We start from the raw sequence: 20,424 nt of genomic DNA, 5'->3' as shown, positions 1-20,424 counted from the left end.
GGTATTGCATGCGCTGCAGAAAACTGTGGGAGCTGGCTTGCCAGCGATGGGGCCGGATCGGTCAACACAGAACTGACTGGCATCCCCGACCCACAGCCTTATAATGCCCGCCTTTGTACATCAGCAGGCTGTCCCACCTTGGCAAACATAGATAATCCGGCCGCCGAAATGGCACCCGAAGGCTTTTACCGCGTGGCACTGGGCGTCGAGTACAAAGGCTCGCGCTACAGCGGCTGGCAGCGTCAGTTGACCGGCGTGGCCACGGTGCAGGAAGAGCTTGAAAAAGCCTTGTCGAAAGTCGCCAATTCGCCGATTTCGCTGCAGTGCGCCGGTCGCACCGATGCCGGGGTGCATGCGTGCGGGCAGGTGGTGCATTTCGACACGCCGGTCGATCGTTCGCTGAAAGCCTGGGTGATGGGCGCCAATATCAATCTGCCCCACGACATCAGTGTCAGTTGGGCGCGGGTGATGCCGGCGCATTTTCATGCGCGGTTCAAAGCCATCGCCCGACGTTACCGCTATGTGATCTACAACGATCAGATTCGTCCGGCGCATCTCAATGAAGAGATCACCTGGAACCATCGCCCGCTCGACGTCGAGCGCATGGCGCAAGCTGCGCAATATCTGATCGGCACCCACGACTTCAGTGCGTTCCGTGCCGGTCAGTGCCAGGCCAAGTCGCCGATCAAGAAGATGCATCACCTGCGCGTGACCCGGCACGGCAAGATGATCGTGCTCGATATCCGTGCCAATGCGTTCCTGCACCACATGGTGCGCAACATTGCCGGTGTGCTGATGACCATCGGTGCCGGCGAGCGCCCGGTGGAGTGGATGAAGGAAGTGTTGGAGAGCCGAGAGCGGCGCTCCGGTGGCGTGACAGCGCATCCGTATGGGTTGTATCTGGTGCAGGTTGAGTATCACGACGAGTTCCCGTTGCCCGAGCGTTTCATCGGGCCACATTTCCTTACGGGTTTCTCGGACCTTGACGGCTGACGCCTCCCGACGCTTTTGTTACCATCCGGGACTTTCCCGGTTTTTACCTTGAGGTTTTTATCGACATGTCAGCCGTTCGCAGCAAGATTTGCGGGATTACCCGCATAGAGGATGCGTTGGCAGCGGTCGAGGCCGGGGCCGATGCCATCGGTTTCGTGTTTTTATGCAAAAAGTCCGCGCGCAGTGAGCGTGCAGCAGGCAAGGGCGATCATTCAGGCTTTGCCGCCCTTCGTGACGACGGTGGGCTTGTTCGTCAACGCCAGTCGCTGTGAATTGGGGGAAATCCTCGATGCCGTGCCGCTGGATCTGTTGCAGTTCCATGGCGACGAGACCGCTGAAGAGTGCGAAGGCTGGCATCGTCCGTACATCAAGGCATTGCGGGTCAAGGCCGGCGACGACATCGCGGCTGCCGTCGATGCCTATCTGAGTGCCAATGGCGTGCTGCTCGACACCTACGTCGAAGGCGTGCCTGGCGGAACCGGTGAGGCGTTCGACTGGTCATTGATTCCGCAGCAGTTGAGCAAGCCGCTGATCCTGGCGGGTGGCCTGACCCCGGAAAACGTCGCCGACGCCGTGGCCCGGGTCAAACCGTACGCCGTCGATGTCAGCGGCGGGGGTAGAGGCGAGCAAGGGCATCAAGGATCCTGCGAAGATCCGCGCGTTCATCAATGCCGTACGCAGCAGCTCGCAGGGAGCGTCTACTTCGATGTGACGGCTGGCAGTCTGCCGCCGTCCATCAATGCACTTGCACAAAGCAGGCGAGGCTGAGGGTTTCTGGAGGTGCACGCAGGTCATGTTTCGCGCTGACCGCGGCGTTCCACGAACCATCGCCACACACATGAATTTAGCTGAAGGGCATACGCGGGGCTGCGAACCAGAGCGTTCGGGCCGCCGGTACTGGAGAAAGAAAGCATGAGCAACTGGTTGGTAGACAAACTGATCCCTTCGATCATGCGGTCGGAGGTCAAGAAGAGCTCGGTGCCCGAAGGTCTGTGGCACAAATGCCCGTCCTGCGAGGCTGTGCTGTATCGTCCTGAGCTGGAAAAGACCCTGGATGTTTGCCCCAAGTGCAACCACCACATGCGCATCGGCGCACGGGCGCGTATCGACATCTTCCTGGATGCCGAAGGTCGCAACGAGCTGGGTGCCGATCTGGAGCCGGTTGACCGTCTGAAGTTCCGTGATGGCAAGAAGTACAAGGACCGTCTGGTTGCTGCACAGAAGCAGACCGGCGAAAAGGACGCGCTGATCTCCGTCAGCGGTACCTTGCTGGGCATGCCGGTGGTGGTGTCGGCGTTCGAATTCAACTTCATGGGCGGTTCCATGGGTGCCATCGTCGGTGAGCGCTTCGTGCGCGCCGCCAACTACGCCCTGGAAAACCGTTGCCCGATGATCTGCTTCGCCGCCTCCGGTGGTGCGCGCATGCAGGAAGCGCTGATCTCGCTGATGCAAATGGCCAAGACATCGGCCGTACTGGCGCGCCTGCGTGAAGAAGGCATTCCGTTCATCTCGGTGCTGACCGATCCGGTCTACGGCGGTGTTTCTGCCAGTCTGGCGATGCTCGGCGACGTGATCGTCGGTGAGCCAAAAGCCCTGATCGGCTTCGCCGGTCCGCGCGTGATCGAGCAGACCGTGCGGGAAAAACTGCCGGAAGGCTTCCAGCGCAGCGAGTTCCTGCTGGAGCATGGCGCAATCGACTTGATCATCGATCGTCGTGAACTGCGTCCACGTCTGGGCAATCTGCTGGCGCAGCTGACCGGTCAGCCGACACCGACCTACGTCGCCGCTCCTGTCGAGCCAATCGTCGTTCCACCGGTGCCTGCCAACGTATGACCGAACGTACCCTTGGCGAGTGGCTCGCCTACCTTGAACAGTTGCATCCATCGGCCATCGACATGGGGCTGGAGCGTTCGCAACAGGTAGCGTCCCGCATGGGACTGGGCCAGCCGGCGCCTCGGGTGATCACGGTCACCGGCACCAACGGCAAGGGTTCAACCTGCGCTTTCATGGCTTCATTGCTACGGGCGCAGGGCCTGAGCGTAGGTGTCTACAATTCTCCGCACCTGCTGCGTTACAACGAGCGGGTGCAGCTAAATGGCGTCGAAGCCACTGACGCACAGCTGTGCGAGGCCTTCGCTGCAGTCGAGGCCGGGCGAGGCGACACTTCCCTGACTTACTTCGAAATGGGCACCCTGGCGGCGTTCTGGCTGTTTCAACAGGCAAAACTTGACGCTGTGGTGCTGGAAGTCGGTCTGGGCGGGCGTCTGGATACGGTCAATGTGGTGGATGCCGATATCGCGCTGGTCACCAGCATTGGCGTTGATCATGCCGAATACCTGGGTAACACCCGTGAATCCGTGGCATTCGAGAAGGCCGGGATTTTCCGTCAGGGCAAACCTGCCTTGTGTGGTGATCTGAATCCTCCGCAGCCGTTGCTCGACAAGGCGCGCGAATTGGCGTGTCCGTTTTTCCTGCGTGGGCGTGATTTCGACCTGGGTATCACTGATCAGCATTGGCAATGGCGCGGTATCGATGCGCAAGGCCTGCAGGTCGAACTGCATGATCTGCCGTTGCTGGATCTGCCGATGGAAAACGCCGCGCTGGCCTTGCAGGCGTATCTGCTGCTCGGTCTGCCGTGGCATGCGTCGCAGATCGTTGCAGCCTTGCAGGCGACTCGCGTGGTCGGGCGTCTGGATCGTCGCTCCTTTGACTTCAATGGCAAGCGCTTGAACCTGCTGCTGGATGTGGGACACAACCCGCACGCGGCGGAGTATCTGGTGCGGCGTCTGGCCAGTCGGCCACTGGCGGGCAAACGTCTGGCGGTGTTCGGCTTGCTGGCCGACAAGGATCTGGATGGTGTTGTCGGCGAATTGAATGCTAGTGTCCAGCATTGGGCGGTCGCGCCGCTGGATTCGCCGCGTTCGCGCCCGGTCAGCGAATTGCACGCCGGGTTACAGAACCTTGGCGCATCCGTCACGTCCTATGACAGTGTTGCGGCGGCGCTGGAAGGGCAGTGCGCAGTGGCCACCAGTGACGACGAGATTCTGTTGTTCGGATCATTTTATTGTGTCGCCGAGGCCCTTGAATGGCTGGCCCGGCGCTCCACGGAGGAAGCGGCAAATGGCTTTGCTGGATAAAGCGTACAAGCAGCGCATGGTTGGTGCCCTGGTGCTGGTGGCACTGGCGGTGATTTTCCTGCCGATGCTGTTTTCCCGTCAGGACGAGCAACGTCAAGTGACGGTCGAGGCGCCATCCGCACCGCAAGCGCCGGCTGTGCCGCAAGTGCAGCTCGAGCCGGTGGCCGTGCCTGAGCCGCAAGCACTGCCGCAGGAGCCGGTACCGAGCGACGACGAAGTGGCCGAGCAATCGGCGCCGTCGATGCCGATTGCCGCAGCACCGGCACCCGCGCCGACCCCGGCTCCGGCTCCGGCAGCCAAACCGGTTGCGCCTGCGCCCGTTGCCAAGCCTGCTGCGGCGCCGGCTCAGCCGATTGCTGCGGCTGCGGCCAAGCCTGATACCACGCAAAGCCGGGTCGATGCCAACGGTCTGTCGGTCAGCTGGTCGGTGCAACTGGCCAGCCTGTCGAGCCGTGAGGGCGCGGAATCGCTGCAGAAAACCCTGCGCAGCCAAGGCTACAACGCTTACATCCGTTCTGCCGATGGCAAGAATCGGGTGTTCGTCGGGCCGCTGATCGAACGTGCCGAGGCTGATCGTCTGCGGGATGTGTTGAGCCGTCAGCAGAACCTCAAGGGTTTTGTCGTGCGCTTTCAGCCCGAGCGCGGCTAGGATCTATCGATTCGATTGAAATGCACTGAAAATCGCAGCTTACCGACAGCGGTGCGCTCTGCTAAAATGCGCCGCCTTATCCGTCTGTAGGCTGCACTGTGCCATTTACCCTGGTTGACTGGGCGATCGTTGCAATCATCGCCATCTCCGCTTTGATCAGTTTGAGCCGCGGCTTCGTCAAGGAAGCATTATCGCTGGTGACCTGGATCATCGCAGGAGCGGTTGCCTGGATGTTCGGTGGCTCACTGTCCGAGTACCTCGCCGGATACATCGAAACCCCATCGGCTCGCGTGATCGCGGGCTGTGCCATCATGTTTGTCGCCACACTGATCGTGGGCGCAATGATCAATTATCTTATCGGCGAGTTGGTGCGCGTGACCGGGTTGTCCGGCACCGACCGATTCCTGGGCATGGCCTTCGGCGCGGCGCGTGGCGTGTTGCTGGTGGTCGTGGCAGTCGGGCTGTTGAGCCTGGGGCCGGTACAGCAGGACGGGTGGTGGAAAGAATCACAGCTCGTGCCAAAGTTTCTATTGGTCGCCGACTGGTCCAAAAACCTGATTCTCGGGTGGAGCAGTCAGTGGCTTGCCAGCGGAATCAGCGTACCCGCTGATATTCCGTTCAAGGAGCAGCTCTTGCCGTCGGCCAAAACGCCACAGTGAGTGTTGTTCAGTTCAGATCCATTAAGTAGGGGTTGCGTCGCATGTGTGGCATCGTCGGTATCGTCGGTAAGTCGAACGTCAATCAGGCGCTGTATGACGCGCTAACCGTGCTCCAGCACCGCGGCCAGGACGCTGCCGGTATCGTGACCAGCCATGATGGCCGGTTGTTCTTGCGCAAGGACAATGGTCTGGTGCGTGACGTGTTTCAGCAGCGTCACATGCAGCGCCTGGTCGGCCACATGGGTATCGGCCACGTGCGTTACCCGACCGCCGGCAGCTCGACCTCGGCCGAAGCGCAGCCGTTTTACGTCAACTCGCCTTACGGCATCACCCTGGCGCACAACGGCAACCTGACCAACGTTGAACAGTTGGCCAAGGAAATCTACGAATCCGACCTGCGTCACGTCAACACCAGTTCCGACTCGGAAGTGCTGCTCAACGTGTTCGCCCACGAGCTGGCCCAGCGCGGCAAGCTGCAGCCGACCGAAGAAGATGTGTTTGCCGCCGTGACCGACGTGCACAACCGTTGCGTCGGCGGTTACGCCGTGGTGGCAATGATCACCGGTTACGGCATCGTCGGTTTCCGGGACCCGCACGGCATTCGTCCGATCGTGTTCGGCCAGCGTCACACCGACGAAGGCGTCGAGTACATGATCGCTTCCGAAAGCGTTTCGCTGGACGTACTCGGTTTCACCCTGATCCGCGACCTGGCCCCGGGCGAAGCGGTCTACATCACTGAAGACGGCAAGCTGCACACCCGTCAGTGCGCGACCAACCCGTCCCTGACCCCGTGCATCTTCGAACACGTTTACCTGGCGCGTCCGGATTCGATCATCGACGGCGTGTCGGTGTACAAGGCGCGTCTGCGCATGGGTGAGAAACTCGCCGAGAAGATCCTGCGCGAGCGTCCAGAGCACGACATCGACGTGGTCATCCCGATTCCGGACACCAGCCGCACCGCCGCGCTGGAGCTGGCGAACCATCTGGGCGTGAAATTCCGCGAAGGTTTCGTCAAGAACCGTTACATCGGCCGGACCTTCATCATGCCGGGCCAGGCGGCGCGCAAGAAATCGGTTCGCCAGAAGCTCAACGCGATCGAACTGGAATTCCGCGGCAAGAACGTGATGCTGGTCGACGACTCGATCGTGCGCGGCACCACCTGCAAGCAGATCATTCAGATGGCCCGCGAAGCCGGCGCGAAAAACGTCTACTTCTGCTCGGCGGCCCCGGCGGTACGCTTCCCGAACGTTTACGGCATCGACATGCCGAGCGCTCACGAACTGATCGCACACAACCGTTCGACGCAGGACGTGGCGGATCTGATCGGCGCAGACTGGCTGATCTATCAGGACTTGCCTGACTTGATCGAGGCGGTCGGTGGCGGCAAGATCAAGATCGAGCATTTCGATTGCGCAGTCTTCGATGGCAAGTACGTCACCGGCGACGTCGACGAGGCTTACCTGGACAAGATCGAGCAGGCCCGCAACGATGCCTCCAAGGTCAAGACCCAGGCGGTCAGTGCGATCATCGATCTGTACAACAACTGAGTTTCTACCGGCCCTGAGGGGCCGGTTTTGTATCTGGCAAAAGACTTTCATTTATTCAGAACAGGGCAAGGAGTGACAGCATGAGTCAGGAATGGGATGCCGGTCGGCTGGACAGCGACCTCGAAGGCGTAGCGTTCGATACCCTGGCCGTACGTGCCGGTCAGCACCGTACGCCGGAAGGCGAACACGGTGATCCGATGTTCTTCACTTCCAGCTATGTGTTCCGTACCGCCGCCGACGCGGCCGCGCGCTTTGCCGGGGAAGTGCCGGGCAACGTTTACTCGCGCTACACCAACCCGACCGTGCGCGCGTTCGAAGAGCGCATTGCCGCGCTGGAAGGTGCCGAGCAAGCGGTCGCCACTGCCACGGGCATGGCCGCGATCATGGCGGTGGTGATGAGCCTGTGCAGCGCCGGCGATCATGTGCTGGTGTCGCGCAGCGTATTCGGTTCGACCATCAGCCTGTTCGAAAAGTACTTCAAGCGTTTCGGCGTGGAAGTCGATTACGTGCCGCTGGCCGATCTGTCGGGTTGGGAGGCGGCGATCAAACCGAACACCAAGCTGTTGTTCGTCGAATCGCCGTCCAATCCGCTGGCTGAACTGGTCGATATCAGCGCGCTCGCGGAAATCGCTCACGCCAAAGGCGCGATGCTGGTGGTCGACAACTGCTTCTGCACGCCTGCCTTGCAGCAACCGCTGAAGCTCGGTGCAGACATCGTCGTGCATTCGGCAACCAAGTTCATCGACGGCCAGGGCCGTTGCATGGGCGGGGTGGTGGCCGGTCGCAGCGAGCAGATGAAAGAAGTTGTCGGTTTCCTGCGCACCGCCGGGCCGACCCTCAGCCCGTTCAATGCGTGGATCTTCCTCAAGGGCCTGGAAACCCTGAACCTGCGGATGAAGGCGCACTGCGCCAACGCTCAGCAACTCGCCGAGTGGCTGGAGCAGCAGGACGGTATCGAGAAAGTCCATTACGCCGGGCTCAAGAGCCATCCGCAGCACGAACTGGCCCAGCGTCAGCAGAAGGGCTTCGGTGCGGTGGTGAGTTTCGAGGTCAAGGGCGGCAAAGAGGGCGCATGGCGCTTTATCGACGCCACCCGCTTGATCTCGATCACTGCCAACCTTGGTGACAGCAAAACCACCATCACCCATCCGAGCACCACCTCCCACGGCCGTCTGGCGCCGCAGGAGCGTGAGGCGGCGGGGATTCGTGACAGCCTGATCCGCATTGCGGTCGGTCTGGAAGACGTGGCGGACCTGCAGGCCGACCTGTCGCGCGGTCTGGCGGCGTTGTGATCGAGTTGTCGACGCCGACGGCGGGTACCCATGGCCGCGTGGCGCTGGTCACCGGAGCCGCGCGTGGCATCGGTCTGGGCATCGCGGCCTGGCTGATCAGCGAAGGCTGGCAAGTGGTGCTGACCGATCTTGATCGCGCACGCGGTTCGAAAGTGGCGAAGGTGCTGGGTGAGAATGCCTGGTTCATCGCCATGGACGTGGCGGATGAAAGTCAGGTGGCATTGGGTGTTGCTGAAGTGCTTGGGCAGTTCGGTCGTCTCGATGCGTTAGTGTGCAACGCGGCGGTGGCTGATCCGCACAACATCACCCTGGAAAGTCTGGATCTGGCGTACTGGAATCGGGTGCTGGCGGTGAACCTCAGCGGGCCGATGCTGCTGGCCAAGCACTGTGCGCCGTATCTGCGTGCGCACAACGGTTCGATCGTCAATCTGGCGTCGACGCGTGCGCGGCAGTCGGAGGCAGATTCCGAGGCCTATGCGGCGAGCAAGGGCGGGTTGTTGGCGCTGACCCATGCGCTGGCGATCAGTCTCGGGCCGGAGATTCGGGTCAACGCGGTCAGTCCCGGCTGGATCGATGCGCGGGATCCTTCTGCGCGTCGAGCCGAGCCGCTGGCCGATGCCGATCATGCGCAGCATCCGGCGGGCAGGGTAGGGACGGTCGAGGATGTGGCGGCGATGGTTGCGTGGCTGTTGTCGCGCAATGCCGGGTTTGTCACCGGGCAGGAATTCGTCGTGGATGGCGGCATGACCAAGAAGATGATTTACACCGAGTAGATCGCGTGCTTCTCCTGAATTTGCGTCAAATGGGCTGCCGTCTTCGCGAGCAAGCTCGCTCCCACATTTGGAATGCAATCCCCTGTGGAAGCGAGCTTGCTCGCGAATGCAGTCTTGCAGGATGGAAACAATTTCGTCTTTTTCAGAAAAACTTCAATCCTGCTATTGACTTAGGTTCGCCACCTGCGTAAATTTCGCGGCCTCGGAGATGCAAACGGGTGATTAGCTCAGCTGGGAGAGCGTCTGCCTTACAAGCAGAATGTCGGCGGTTCGATCCCGTCATCACCCACCACTCCCGAGAAACTTGCGAAAGCAAGAGGTAGGCTGAAAGTGCCTCCACCGACGCGCAGCGGTAGTTCAGTCGGTTAGAATACCGGCCTGTCACGCCGGGGGTCGCGGGTTCGAGTCCCGTCCGCTGCGCCATATTTTACGAGTCGGGCATTGTCCGGTTCGCGATTGAAAAGCACCGAAGCTTTCAGTCAAAACGAGTTACTTGAGCGCAAGCTCAAAGCGATACGCAGCGGTAGTTCAGTCGGTTAGAATACCGGCCTGTCACGCCGGGGGTCGCGGGTTCGAGTCCCGTCCGCTGCGCCATATCTGTTTCAAGGACCACTGAACGCCTTGAAACACCGAAAGCAACCCTTGGTTGATTCGGAATCGATAGCAAAGACCCTGGTCGAAAGACCGGGGTTTTTTGTGTCTGAAATTTCACCGCTCTCCCTTCACTACCCAGTCCTGCACAAATCCCTGTAGGAGCTGCGGCACGCTGCGATCTTTTGATTTTGATCTTGATCGTAGAAGTAGGATCAAAAAATCGCAGCCTCGTTTCACTCGACAGCGCCTGCATGAAGTGGGCAACCGCATTCGACTGTGTATGGCGGGGGGCAATCGACCTCATGCGGTGCCACGTCGCATTGATTTTTTGATTCTTTAGTCAAATTTTTGTAACTGGTTGTTTGCTGCGAGCGCGGAAACCTTTAAAGTTAACCTTTCGGTCAGCTTTGCACTGTCAACACGCCCTTTGTTTAGCCAAGAAGGGCTTCTGCAAGACTCGAGATTCCCAGTAGATAACCAGAAGGGCGGACACATAACCGCCCAGAGGATGATCCATGTCCAACCGTGATATATCCCGGCGCTCGTTCCTCCAGGGCGGGCTGGTGGCGGGTGTGAGCGTCACGCTCACGCCGCTCAGCAGCCAGGCGCTGGCTGCCTTGATGGAAACCAGCGTTACCGTGCCGTCCGAGAAGTGGCTCGGCAACAACGGCAAGGCGCGTCAGCGTAACGATGCGCTGTCCAAAGTTTGCGGCAGCAAAGTATTTGCCCGCGACATTCGCTCCAAGGACATGCCGGGCTGGCCTGAGCAACAGGGCCACGCCATGCTGCTGAAAACCATCAAGGCCGACCGTATCTACGCTGGCTACGACCTGTCGTGGCTCGGTGCCGACTTGCAACCTGACCGCATCGTCACCGCCGCCGATCTGGACAAGGACGGCATCGTCTTCCCGGAAGAGCACGCGCCGGACCCCTTGCTGCCGGAAGGCAAAGTACCGATGTTCATCGGTCACCCGGTAGCAATCCTGATCTGGAACGATTTCGAGCGTTTCCGCCAGGCCAAGAACAAACTCAAATTCAATGACAAGGCGATTCGTTACGGTGCACAAGTACCGTACTACGAAGGCGACCCTTATGGCAGCTTCCGCTACGTGCGCGTGGGCGGTCCGACCTCGGCCGACGAAGACGAATTCGCCAGCCTGAAAGACTCGATCCTGTTCCCGATGCTGAAGAACCGTCGGCCGGTGTGGAATTCTCAGCCGAACCTGCACGGCAACCTGACTGAGCGCGGTCTGTTCTACGCCGATCGCATGAAGAAAGAGATCGATAGCCCGCCAGACAACTGGCTGGTGTTCGACGAGCGCTACAAGACCCCGTCGATCGAACCGGCTGCGATGGAACCGGACAACGGCAACGGCTGGTACGACCCGAAAACCAAGACCCTGCATTTCGTGGTCGCCACTCAGTGCCCGCTGGAAGCCGCGACCGAGACCGCGAAAATGATCGCGCCGTCGCGCTTCGGCCTGGCCAATTTGAACATGCACCCGGGTTACACCGTGGGTTACGGTTCCAAAGACCACAACATCTTCGTCTACTACGCAGCCCTCGCGGCGCTGTACGGTGCCGGTGTGCCGATCCGTCTGGCGAATGACCGCTATGAGCAGTTCCAGAGCGGCATCAAGCGTCACCCGTTCGACATCCGCTACCAGTTGGCGGTGGACAAGAACGACTACAGCTTCAAGATTTTCCGTGCCGAGATGAGCGTCGACGGTGGCGGTCGCATCAACTACAGCCCGTCGGTGGCGGCGGTGGGTGCCACGGCTGCGCAGTCGATCTATTACATGCCGCAGAACGATCTGCAGGTCACCGCTTACCACTCGCGTGGTGTTGAGGCGGGGTCGATGCGCGGTTACGGCACCCTGCAAAGCATGGCCTCGACCGAAATGATGGTCGACGAAATCGCCCATCGTCTCGGCGTTGACCCGATTGATCTGCGTCGCAAGAACGCCTTGCGTTCGGGGATGAAAAACACCCAGGGCGCGATCCCGGCGGGTGCTCTGCGCCTGCACGAAATTCTCGACAAGGCTTCGGTGCACGAAGTCTGGAAAAACCGCGACGCGATCAAGAAGCAGCGCGAAGCCGCCGACCCGGACAACTGGTACGGCGTGGGTTTTGCCATTTGCCAGAAAGACTTCGGCACCGGTTCGGAAGCGCCGATGGCCAGCATCGAATTCACCGCTGAAGGTCGCATCACCCTGCGCCACATCGGTATCGAAATCGGCACCGGCATGTCCACTTCGCAAGCGCTGGTGGTGGCCGATTTCCTCGGTAGCCCCGCGCATGAAGTGAAGACCGGTGAAACCGAATGGCAGGAAATGCAGCTGATCACCAGCGGTAACCCTTACATCATGAGCCAGGCCGAACAGGACAACCTGCTGCGCAATCCGCGCTGGGTTGGCAAGCTGGCTTCGGCGTCGTCCGCGACCAACTCGGCCTACTATTTCAGCCACGCCACCCGTGAAGCGGCGCGCGTGCTGTTCAACAATGGCTTGTGGCCGGCGGCCATGGAAATCTGGCGTCAGGGCCCTTACGGCGGTCAAGCCAACCCATACGTGGTGCGTCGTGAAGATGCGCATTGGGTCGACGGCAAACTCACTGCCAACGGCATGCAGCCGTTGAGTTTTGAAGAGCTGGCCAAGCGCGCTCACGAACGTGGCCTGGTCACCGGTGCCACCGTTCACGCGTTCAACCGCTGGAGCTGGGCCGAGGCTGAATACAGCATCGACGGTGTGCGCGAGCGTCTGCCGCTCGACGGTCTGGCGGTGAAGTACGGCGATGGTGCGCCGAAGGCGAAGAAGGCGCTGATGAACACCGCTGGCTTCCACCTGCTGGATCGCCAGAACATCAACTACCCGGTGGTTCAGTTGAACAATGCCGCGGTGACTTACTACAGCCCGGTCGCGACGCTGGTCGAGCTGAAGGTCAACAAAGGCTCGGCGGAAGTCGAAGTGCTCAACCACCATTCGTGGGTCGAGTGCGGTCGGGTGCTGGTTGAAGAACTGGTCAAGGGCCAGCTCGAAGGCGGTATCGCGATGGGTATTGGTCACGCATTGATGGAAGAGATGCCGCTGTACGAAGGCGGACCGGGGGAGGGTGACTGGAACTTCAACCGTTATCGCCTGCCGATGGCCCGTCACGTCGCAGTGTGGAAGCAGACCGCGGAGATTCTGCCGCCGCTGTCGCCAAGCGATCCGTCCAAAGGCATCGCCGAAGTGGTGATGATCCCGGTGGTTGGTGCCATCGGTAACGCCGTGGCGCATGCCATCGGTAAACGTGTTCGCGATCTGCCAATCACTGCTGCGCGCATCAAGGAGGCCCTCAATGGCTAACCGTCCGCTTCAACTGACCCTCAATGGTCAATCCGTCGGCCCGGTGGACATCCCTGATGACCTGCCGATGATCGACTACCTGCACGAATACAAGAATCTCACCGGTTCGCGCCTGGGCTGCGGCCAGGGCATCTGCCACGCCTGTGTGGTGATCGTCGACAACCCGGACGGCACCAGCGAAGAAGTGCGCACCTGCATCACCGGCGCGCATTACTTCGAGGGCAAAAAAGTCCGCACCATCGAAGGTCACGCCAAACGTGATGAGAGCGGTCAGGTCACTGAGCTGAACCCGATCCAGCAGCGTTTCGTCGACGAATTCGCCTTTCAGTGCAGCTATTGCGCGCCGGGCTTCGTCAACGCCGCGACGGTGCTGGTGGAGAAGCTGCAGCGCCAGCCGATCGTCAAAAGCCAGCTGGAAAGCGTCATCGAAGACAGCCTCGGCCATCACGTCTGTCGTTGCACCGGGTACGTGCGTTACTACAACGCCACGCGCAACGTGCTGACCGATCTCGGCCTGGTCAAGGAGGGTTGAGCATGAAGCATCTATTGACCCGCTTGACCCTGGCGGTCGGGCTGGCTGCGCCGGTGTTGTTTGCCCACGCCGACGATCAGGTCAAGCGCGGCGAATACCTCGCCCGCGCGGCCGACTGCATGGCGTGCCACACCGCACCGGGCGGCGCGCCGTTTGCCGGCGGGCTGCCGATCGTCTCGCCGTTCGGCACCATCTACGGCACCAACATCACTCCGAGCAAAGAGCACGGCATCGGCCTGTACAGCGATGACGAGTTCTTCGCCGCGCTGACCGAAGGCAAGCGTCGCGACGGCGCCAATCTGTATCCGGCGATGCCCTACACCTCGTATCACCTGGTGCCGCGGGAAGACTCGGACGCGATTCATGCGTACCTGAAAACCATCGAGCCAATCGAGCGCGCCGCGCCGGTCACCCGCCTGAGTTTTCCGTTCAACGTGCGTCCGGGCCTGATCGGCTGGAACATGCTGTACGGCAAGGCCTTGAAGCTTGAGTCTGGTGAAGGCAAAAGCGAAGCCTGGAAGCGTGGCCAGTACATGGTCGAAGTGCTCGGCCACTGTGGCGAGTGCCACACGCCACGCGGTCTGCCGGGCGCGATGCAACTGGACAAGCGCCTGACCGGCGGTATTCTCAACGGTTATCTGGCACCGAGCCTGCTCGCCACCGATCTGGCGGCGCGTGGCTGGAATCAGCAGGACCTGAGCACGTTCCTCAAGCACGGCATGAGCGCCCAGGGCACGATGTTCAACGAGATGTTCCCGGTGTTCCACAACAGCACCCAGGGCCTGAACGATCAGGATCTGGCGGCGATGGCGACGTTCCTGCTTGGCGACAAGCCACCCGCGGCGAAAGAGCTGACTGAAGTGTCGCTGGACAAACTCAGCCCGAGCGCCCAGCGCGGTCGTCAGGAATATTTGAACGTCTGCGCCGGTTGCCATGCTGCCGGCGGCGAAGGCAAGCCGCACATCGCCGTGGCCATGCGCGGCAACACCACGCTGCGTCTGGAAGATCCGCTCAATCTGTTGCGGGTGATCGAGGACGGCATCGGCGAGCAGAAATTCGCCGGGTTCGAACACATGCAGCCAATGCCGGGATTCGCTGACAGGCTCAGCGCTGAACAGCTGACCGATCTGCTGAACTACCTGCGTCAAGGCTGGGGCGGCCAGTCGGCAGAGTTGGCAGTGAGCGATGTGCAGAAGCTGCAGGCTGACGCTCCAACCGTCGAGCACAAGGCGCACTGACATGCAGCATCTCGATCTACAGGTTGTGCGGCGGGTACTGGAGTGGTCGGTGGCCGGGCAGCGTATTTGGCTCTGTACGGTGCTGACCACTTACGGCTCGGCGCCGCGTGCGCCGGGTTCGCTGCTGGCGGTGAACGATAACGGCCAGTGGATCGGGTCGCTGTCCGGTGGCTGCGTCGAGGAAGACTTTCTCGCGCGCGTCGCTGAAGGTGCGTTTCTCGATGCAGTCAACGTGGTGCGTTACGGCGAAGGTGATGATCCGCGCTCGCGGGTCAGCCTGCCCTGTGGCGGTATTCTCGACGTACTGGTAGAGAAATTTGACGCCGACTGTGAAGTGCAGGCGCATCTGCGTGAGCTTGAATCGGCGTTGCTCGGCCAGCGTCGTCTGATTCGCGAGGTCGATCTGGCCAGCGGTGCGCGCAGTCTGTTCGCGGATCGCGAGCAAGGCGCGCGCATCGAGCGCGAGATCGACCGGGTGCGGATTCGCATCGGTGCTGCTCAGCGCTTGCTGCTGGCGGGTTACTCCAGCGTGGCGCAGGCCTGTGCCGAGTTCGCGGTCGGTCTCGGCTTCGAAGTGATTCTTTGCGATCCGCGCGACGAAGTGCTCGAAGGCGTGGTGCTGAATGGCGTAGAGATTCGTCGGCAATTGCCGTCAGTGTTTATCGCCGATGGCGGCTGTCACCGCGATACCGCGGTGGTAGCGCTGACCCATGATCCGCGTATCGACGACCTGGCAATGATGGAAGCGGTGCGCACCGAAGCGTTTTTACATCGGCGTCATGGGCTCGCAGCAGACCTCGCAGAAACGTTTCGAGCGCCTGCGCAGGATTGGTGGGCTGGGAGAGGTCGAACTGGCGCGGATTCATGCGCCGATCGGGCTTAACCTGGGCAGCAAGACACCGGCTGAGATCGCTTTGGCGGTGCTGGCGGATATCTTGCGGATTCGTAGCGGGATCGCTCGAGACCAGCTCTGATCTGGATTTTGCAAATATTTGTGGCGAGGGAGCTTGCTCCCGCTGTACTGCGCAGCAGGCCTTCTTTCTAGATAAAAAGAGGGGCCGCTGCGCGACCCGGCGGGAGCAAGCTCCCTCGCCACAGTTGTTTGCCAGTCAAGAAAACTGATCAGAAACCCAGCTTGTCACGCAGTCCGTAATACCACGCACCCAGCGCCGCAAATGGCGTACGCAGCAACTGCCCGCCCGGGAACGGGTAATGCGGCAGATCGGCAAATGCATCAAAACGCTCGGCCTGTCCACGCAACGCCTCGGCCAGTACCTTGCCGGCCAGATGTGTGTACGTCACACCATGGCCGCTGCAGCCTTGCGAATAGTAGATGTTGTCGCCCAGGCGCCCAACCTGCGGCAGGCGCGACAGGGTCAGCAGGAAATTGCCGGTCCAGGCGTAGTCGATCTTCACGTCCTTGAGTTGCGGAAAAGCCTTGAGCATTTTCGGGCGGATGATCGCTTCGATGTTCGCCGGGTCCCGCGCGCCATAAACCACACCGCCGCCGAAGATCAGGCGCTTGTCGCCCGTCAGGCGGTAGTAGTCGAGCAGGTAGTTGCAGTCCTCGACGCAGTAATCCTGTGGCAGCAGGGATTTCGCCAGTTCTTCGCCCAGCGGTTCGGTAGTGATCACCTGAGTGCCGCACGGCATCGATTTGGCCGCCAGTTCCGGCACCAGATTACCGAGGTAGGCGTTGCCGGCAACGATGATGAACTTGGCCCTGACCTTGCCTTGCGGCGTGTGCACCACCGGACTGGCACCGCGCTCGATGCGCACGGCCGGCGATTGCTCATAGATCGTGCCGCCGAGGGACTCGACTGCAGCGGCTTCACCGAGCGCCAGGTTCAGCGGGTGGATGTGACCGCCGCTCATGTCGAGCATGCCGCCGACGTACTGATCGCAGGCGACCACTTCGCGAATGCGGCGCTGGTCGAGCAGTTCCAGTTGCGTGTGGCCGAAGCGCTCCCACAGGCGCTTCTGCGATTCCAGGTGACCCATCTGTTTGGCGGAGAGGGCGGCAAACACGCCGCCGTCCTTCAGGTCGCACTGGATGTTGTATTTGGCCACGCGCTCCCGAATGATCCGGCCGCCTTCGAAGGCCATCTGCCCGAGCAGTTGTGCTTGCTTGGGGCCGACTGTGCGCTCGATAACGTCGATGTCGCGGCTATAGCTGTTGACGATCTGCCCGCCATTACGCCCCGACGCACCGAAGCCGACCTTCGCTGCTTCCAGGACTGTGACGCGAAAACCGTTCTCCAGCAGAAACAGCGCCGAGGACAGCCCGGTGTACCCGGCGCCGATCACACAGACATCCGTCTCCACATCATCCTGCAGGGCCGGACGTGGCGGTGCAGTATTGGCCGACGCAGCGTAATAAGACTCTGGGTAAGGGGTGTTCGCCATCCTGCAGCCTCTGTTTAATATATTTTACGAGTGCGTCGATCCTACCCGAGTTGAAAAACCTCCGCCAGCCACCGGAAAAATCTTCCTCACCGACCCGAAATTAAATATTTTGCATATTCATAGGGTTAGGTGAAAAAAAGGTGTTGACACCCCTCCGGAATTCCGTAGAATGCCGCCTCACAGCAGGCACGTAGCTCAGTTGGTTAGAGCACCACCTTGACATGGTGGGGGTCGTTGGTTCGAGTCCAATCGCGCCTACCAAACAAAATCCGCTCTGCTGGGCGGTCTCGAAGGGCTCACCGAAAGGTGGGCCCTTTTTTGTTGTCTGCGATTTTTCAAAGCCTTGCTCCAGGCGCTCGCCTCAATCCTTCCGATCTTTCGTTACCCTGACCGCTTAGCGTGTTTCGAAATAACACGACCTGCTGATATGGCGTTCTGTGCTTTTTTTGGATCCGTCGAAAAAGTGTGGATATTGAAGGGGTTACCGGGATTTTTAACCGTCCGGTAATCAAAAAAATGTTGTTGCTGATCGTGAATTTCAGTAACATCTGCCCCGCGTTCACCACCACGGTTTATGCATTTTTAAATCCCAAGCTTCCATCAGCTGCTTGGGATTTTTTTTGCCTGCGATTTGGCCAATCCCGTTCTCTGTCTCCTGGCTTCCTGCGCGAAGCTTTCCAGTCCCACTGCTGTGTGCGGGCGAAACCGGTTTTTTTCGACTACTACTGACTGGCGTTTTTCACGGCTTTCTCAAGGAGTTCGTCGATGCTGGTTCATTGGTTTCTCGCCGCTATTCATCTCTTGGCTTTTGCACTGGGCTTCTGGGCCGTGTTGGCCCGTGGCACGGCGTTCAGTCGTTTGGCGACTGGCGTCGGTGAAGCAAAACGGGTTTTGCTTGCCGATAATCTGTGGGGCATTGCTGCGCTGGTGCTGTTGGTGACTGGCGGCATGCGCGCCTTCGGCGGCTTTGAAAAGGGCACTGACTACTATCTGCACCAGCCGCTGTTTCATTTGAAGATGACGTTGTTCGTGCTGATTCTGCTGATAGAGCTGGCGCCGATGATCACGCTGGTCAAATGGCGGATCGCATTGGCGCGAGGCAAGGCGTTCGATACCACGCGTGCAAAGCTGTTTGCACGGATCAGTCACGTCGAGGCGCTGCTGTTGGTATTGATGGTGATTGCAGCCACCGGCATGGCGCGCGGTGTGACGTTCGGCTAGCAGGGAGCAATTCCCTGTGTGCTCTCGGAAATGTCTGACAGCCAGGCTGGGCAGTCGCAGGTAGTATCGCGCTGCAGGGGAGGAGGGAAGCGAAGGAAATAGAGCGATGGGATGTGTCAGGCGCCGTGCCCAGTAAATTGGGGAGCGGATGGCAATACGGCGCGTGTATCTCTAGCCAGTCATTACGCAAAGCAAACGAACTGGCTACTGACTGCAATGCGGTTCAGGGTGTTTGTGGCTTGTCCGGGGCGGTCAGGCCGGCCTGAATGCGCTGATAGATTTCTTCACGGTGTACGGCAACGTTTTTCGGAGCATTGATGCCGATACGGACTTGCTGACCGCTTACGCCGAGGATGGTGATCGTAATGTCATCACCAATATTTATGCTTTCACCGACTTTGCGGGTGAGTATCAGCATGGTCTTCTCCTTGATTGCTTTGTAGGGCACCTGATTCAGACAGTGCAGAGGTCGGTGGTACGTATAGATTAGTGCGAAGTCTCACGGTTTGGGTGCCTCTTTCTGACGCGCAGATGCGGCATTAATTCCCAGGGCGTAACTATACAGAGGCTGCAATCATCAATCTCGTTGTTTTGTGCCCATTTTGCGGGCCTCGCGAAGTATTTATGAATGTTAAGATCGCCGCTTTGTGATTTTCGAGGAAAGCGTTGTGCGCAAACTGGTCTGGATGGTCGCGGCACTGGCATTGGCGGGATGTGGTGAAGGCAAGAGTGTAGACGTGCAGAAGCCGAAAACGGCAGTCGCAGCCGCACCTGCGGCGGCGTCCGCCCCGCAATGGGACCTCGAAGTACGTGGCGAAACACCTCAGGCTGTCAGTGACCTGAGTGGCTGGTTGATCGAGCATGCGTTCGTGCCGACCGTGATCAAGGACAGCAGCGGCAAGACGCGGATCCTGATTGGTCCGTTCAACTCCCAGGCCGACGCGCAAGCACGCAAGGTCGAGGTGGATGCAGCATTGGTGAAGGCCAAGAAGCAGAACGTCGAATCGGTGATCGTCGAGCATCCGCTCGCACCGTAAGCCGCACTTTCAGCGGAGCGGCCTAAAGGACATCGCAGTCGACTCGTCTTATACGAATCAATCACGATTTCTCGAAGGAGCTCCGCATGGCCTCCGCCGCTCCCTATAAGCTTTTCAATGCGGTTTTGCGCCGCAAGACGCTGGTGAGTCCGCACATGATGCGGATCACGCTCGCCGACCCTTCAATAGGTGGCATGGCCACTTGGGCGCCGGATCAGCGCGTCAAACTGTTCTTCCCTGCTGAAGATGGATCACCTGCGAGCCTTGCGCAGGAGGAGGGCTGGTACGCGCGTTTTCGTTCGATGTTGGCGAGCCGTCGACCGGCAATGCGCACTTACACCATTCGTCATTTACGCGCTGATCAGGGCGAGGTCGACATCGATTTTGTCCTGCATGGCGAGACCGGTCCCGCGTCGCGCTGGGCGCTGCGTGCGCAGCCGGGAGCGTCGATGCAGATTCTTGCTCCCGACAGCGGGTTTTCCGCGCAGGACGCCGGAGGGTTCGAATGGAAACCGCCGCAGCTGCTCAAACAGGTTTTGCTGGTGGCCGATGCCACGGCATTGCCGGCGGCGATGGGTATTCTCGAAGAATTGTCCGCCATGGCTGAGCCGCCTCAGACTCAGGCGTACTTTGAAGTCGACAGTCTGCCAGACATGCTCCCGGTGCCGGATTGGCCAGGGCTGTCGGTGCAGTGGCTGATTCGCGATCAGGCGCCAGAAGCAGTGGCTGGCGCGCTGATGGTAGAGGCGGTGCAGCAGGCGTTCTTGCCTGCAGAGGATTCATCGGTCGGGCAAGCCGCCGAACTCGCCGAAGTCGATATCGACAAAGACATTCTCTGGGAGATCGCCAACACGGCCCCCGAAGGTTTTTATGGCTGTATTGCCGGCGAAAGTGCTGCGGTCATGCGTCTGCGCAAATACCTGATCAAGGAATGCGGTATCCCCCGCGAGTCACTCAATCTGATGGGCTACTGGCGCTACAACAAGGCTGGCAGCTAAA

At 60.2% G+C, this 20,424-nt stretch carries 17 protein-coding genes, 4 tRNA genes and 2 pseudogenes; 21 read left to right on the top strand and 2 right to left on the bottom strand.

Features of this window, described 5'->3' with window-relative positions:
- Window positions 1–168 precede the first annotated feature (168 nt).
- The 16 genes and pseudogenes from truA to HT737_RS05575 all read left to right on the top strand — a co-directional run bounded on the left by truA (window position 169) and on the right by HT737_RS05575 (window position 15,735).
- Complete coding sequence (gene truA, locus HT737_RS05650) at window positions 169–993, top strand: tRNA pseudouridine(38-40) synthase TruA (RefSeq protein WP_041066053.1); 825 nt, start codon at window positions 169–171, stop codon at window positions 991–993.
- A 65-nt stretch (window positions 994–1,058) separates the two neighbouring features.
- Window positions 1,059–1,705, top strand: a pseudogene (locus HT737_RS05645) (phosphoribosylanthranilate isomerase).
- Window positions 1,706–1,905: 200 nt separating this feature from the next.
- Window positions 1,906–2,826: an acetyl-CoA carboxylase, carboxyltransferase subunit beta gene (gene accD, locus HT737_RS05640; protein WP_041066058.1), complete on the top strand. Its 921-nt coding sequence runs from the start codon at window positions 1,906–1,908 to the stop codon at window positions 2,824–2,826.
- Window positions 2,823–4,130 (top strand): bifunctional tetrahydrofolate synthase/dihydrofolate synthase, encoded by a 1,308-nt coding sequence (gene folC, locus HT737_RS05635; RefSeq protein ID WP_182401789.1) that lies wholly within the window; start codon window positions 2,823–2,825, stop codon window positions 4,128–4,130. Before accD ends, folC begins: the two co-directional genes overlap by 4 nt.
- Entirely contained in the window at window positions 4,114–4,779 is a 666-nt protein-coding gene (locus HT737_RS05630; protein ID WP_047293229.1) for an SPOR domain-containing protein, read from the top strand. Before folC ends, HT737_RS05630 begins: the two co-directional genes overlap by 17 nt.
- Before the next feature lie 98 nt (window positions 4,780–4,877).
- Window positions 4,878–5,438, top strand: a complete 561-nt coding sequence (locus HT737_RS05625; protein ID WP_007961197.1) for a CvpA family protein — start codon at window positions 4,878–4,880, stop codon at window positions 5,436–5,438.
- 41 nt (window positions 5,439–5,479) lie between these two features.
- Window positions 5,480–6,985, top strand: coding sequence for an amidophosphoribosyltransferase (gene purF / locus HT737_RS05620; protein WP_123448659.1), 1,506 nt, complete (start codon window positions 5,480–5,482; stop codon window positions 6,983–6,985).
- A gap of 80 nt (window positions 6,986–7,065) precedes the next feature.
- Window positions 7,066–8,277, top strand: coding sequence for an O-succinylhomoserine sulfhydrylase (locus tag HT737_RS05615; RefSeq protein WP_095668817.1), 1,212 nt, complete (start codon window positions 7,066–7,068; stop codon window positions 8,275–8,277).
- Window positions 8,274–9,050 (top strand): SDR family oxidoreductase, encoded by a 777-nt coding sequence (locus HT737_RS05610; RefSeq protein WP_047293232.1) that lies wholly within the window; start codon window positions 8,274–8,276, stop codon window positions 9,048–9,050. Before HT737_RS05615 ends, HT737_RS05610 begins: the two co-directional genes overlap by 4 nt.
- A gap of 216 nt (window positions 9,051–9,266) precedes the next feature.
- Window positions 9,267–9,342: transfer RNA gene (locus HT737_RS05605), tRNA-Val, on the top strand.
- Window positions 9,343–9,396: 54 nt separating this feature from the next.
- Window positions 9,397–9,473: transfer RNA gene (locus HT737_RS05600), tRNA-Asp, on the top strand.
- Window positions 9,474–9,567: 94 nt separating this feature from the next.
- Window positions 9,568–9,644 (top strand) — tRNA-Asp (locus HT737_RS05595).
- 515 nt (window positions 9,645–10,159) lie between these two features.
- Window positions 10,160–12,991, top strand: a complete 2,832-nt coding sequence (locus HT737_RS05590; RefSeq protein ID WP_047293233.1) for a xanthine dehydrogenase family protein molybdopterin-binding subunit — start codon at window positions 10,160–10,162, stop codon at window positions 12,989–12,991.
- Complete coding sequence (locus HT737_RS05585) at window positions 12,984–13,523, top strand: (2Fe-2S)-binding protein (protein WP_047293235.1); 540 nt, start codon at window positions 12,984–12,986, stop codon at window positions 13,521–13,523. The genes HT737_RS05590 and HT737_RS05585 overlap by 8 nt, the downstream gene beginning before the upstream one ends.
- Window positions 13,524–13,525: 2 nt before the next feature.
- Entirely contained in the window at window positions 13,526–14,761 is a 1,236-nt protein-coding gene (locus tag HT737_RS05580) for a cytochrome c (protein ID WP_182401787.1), read from the top strand.
- 1 nt (window position 14,762) lies between these two features.
- Window positions 14,763–15,735, top strand: a pseudogene (locus HT737_RS05575) (XdhC family protein).
- A 148-nt stretch (window positions 15,736–15,883) separates the two neighbouring features.
- On the opposite strand, the gene HT737_RS05570 reads toward HT737_RS05575, so the two are convergent.
- Window positions 15,884–17,167, bottom strand: a complete 1,284-nt coding sequence (locus HT737_RS05570; RefSeq protein WP_047293239.1) for an FAD-binding oxidoreductase — start codon at window positions 17,165–17,167, stop codon at window positions 15,884–15,886.
- 184 nt (window positions 17,168–17,351) lie between these two features.
- On the opposite strand from HT737_RS05570, the gene HT737_RS05565 reads away from it, so the two are divergent.
- The 3 genes from HT737_RS05565 (at window position 17,352) to HT737_RS05555 (ending at window position 18,388) form a co-directional block, all read left to right on the top strand.
- Window positions 17,352–17,428 (top strand) — tRNA-Val (locus HT737_RS05565).
- A gap of 204 nt (window positions 17,429–17,632) precedes the next feature.
- On the top strand, window positions 17,633–17,896 hold the full coding sequence (locus HT737_RS05560; protein WP_131671784.1) for a hypothetical protein: 264 nt from the start codon (window positions 17,633–17,635) through the stop codon (window positions 17,894–17,896).
- A gap of 36 nt (window positions 17,897–17,932) precedes the next feature.
- Window positions 17,933–18,388 (top strand): DUF2214 family protein, encoded by a 456-nt coding sequence (locus tag HT737_RS05555; RefSeq protein ID WP_182401785.1) that lies wholly within the window; start codon window positions 17,933–17,935, stop codon window positions 18,386–18,388.
- Window positions 18,389–18,611: 223 nt separating this feature from the next.
- Here the strand turns inward: HT737_RS05555 and csrA are convergent, their stop codons facing one another.
- Window positions 18,612–18,806 (bottom strand): carbon storage regulator CsrA, encoded by a 195-nt coding sequence (csrA, locus tag HT737_RS05550; protein WP_003179932.1) that lies wholly within the window; start codon window positions 18,804–18,806, stop codon window positions 18,612–18,614.
- 250 nt (window positions 18,807–19,056) lie between these two features.
- Between csrA and HT737_RS05545 the strand changes: the two genes are divergently transcribed.
- Both HT737_RS05545 and HT737_RS05540 read left to right on the top strand, forming a co-directional pair.
- Window positions 19,057–19,425: a sporulation protein gene (locus HT737_RS05545; RefSeq protein WP_047293271.1), complete on the top strand. Its 369-nt coding sequence runs from the start codon at window positions 19,057–19,059 to the stop codon at window positions 19,423–19,425.
- 86 nt (window positions 19,426–19,511) lie between these two features.
- Complete coding sequence (locus HT737_RS05540) at window positions 19,512–20,423, top strand: siderophore-interacting protein (protein WP_182401783.1); 912 nt, start codon at window positions 19,512–19,514, stop codon at window positions 20,421–20,423.
- The last annotated feature ends 1 nt before the right edge of the window (window position 20,424 follow it).

It is taken from the genome of Pseudomonas sp. MD195_PC81_125 (assembly GCF_014060985.1).
Lineage (GTDB): Bacteria > Pseudomonadota > Gammaproteobacteria > Pseudomonadales > Pseudomonadaceae > Aquipseudomonas > Aquipseudomonas parakoreensis.
Note: the sequence above shows the minus strand (reverse complement) of the source record. Positions and strands in the feature narration are given on the sequence as shown.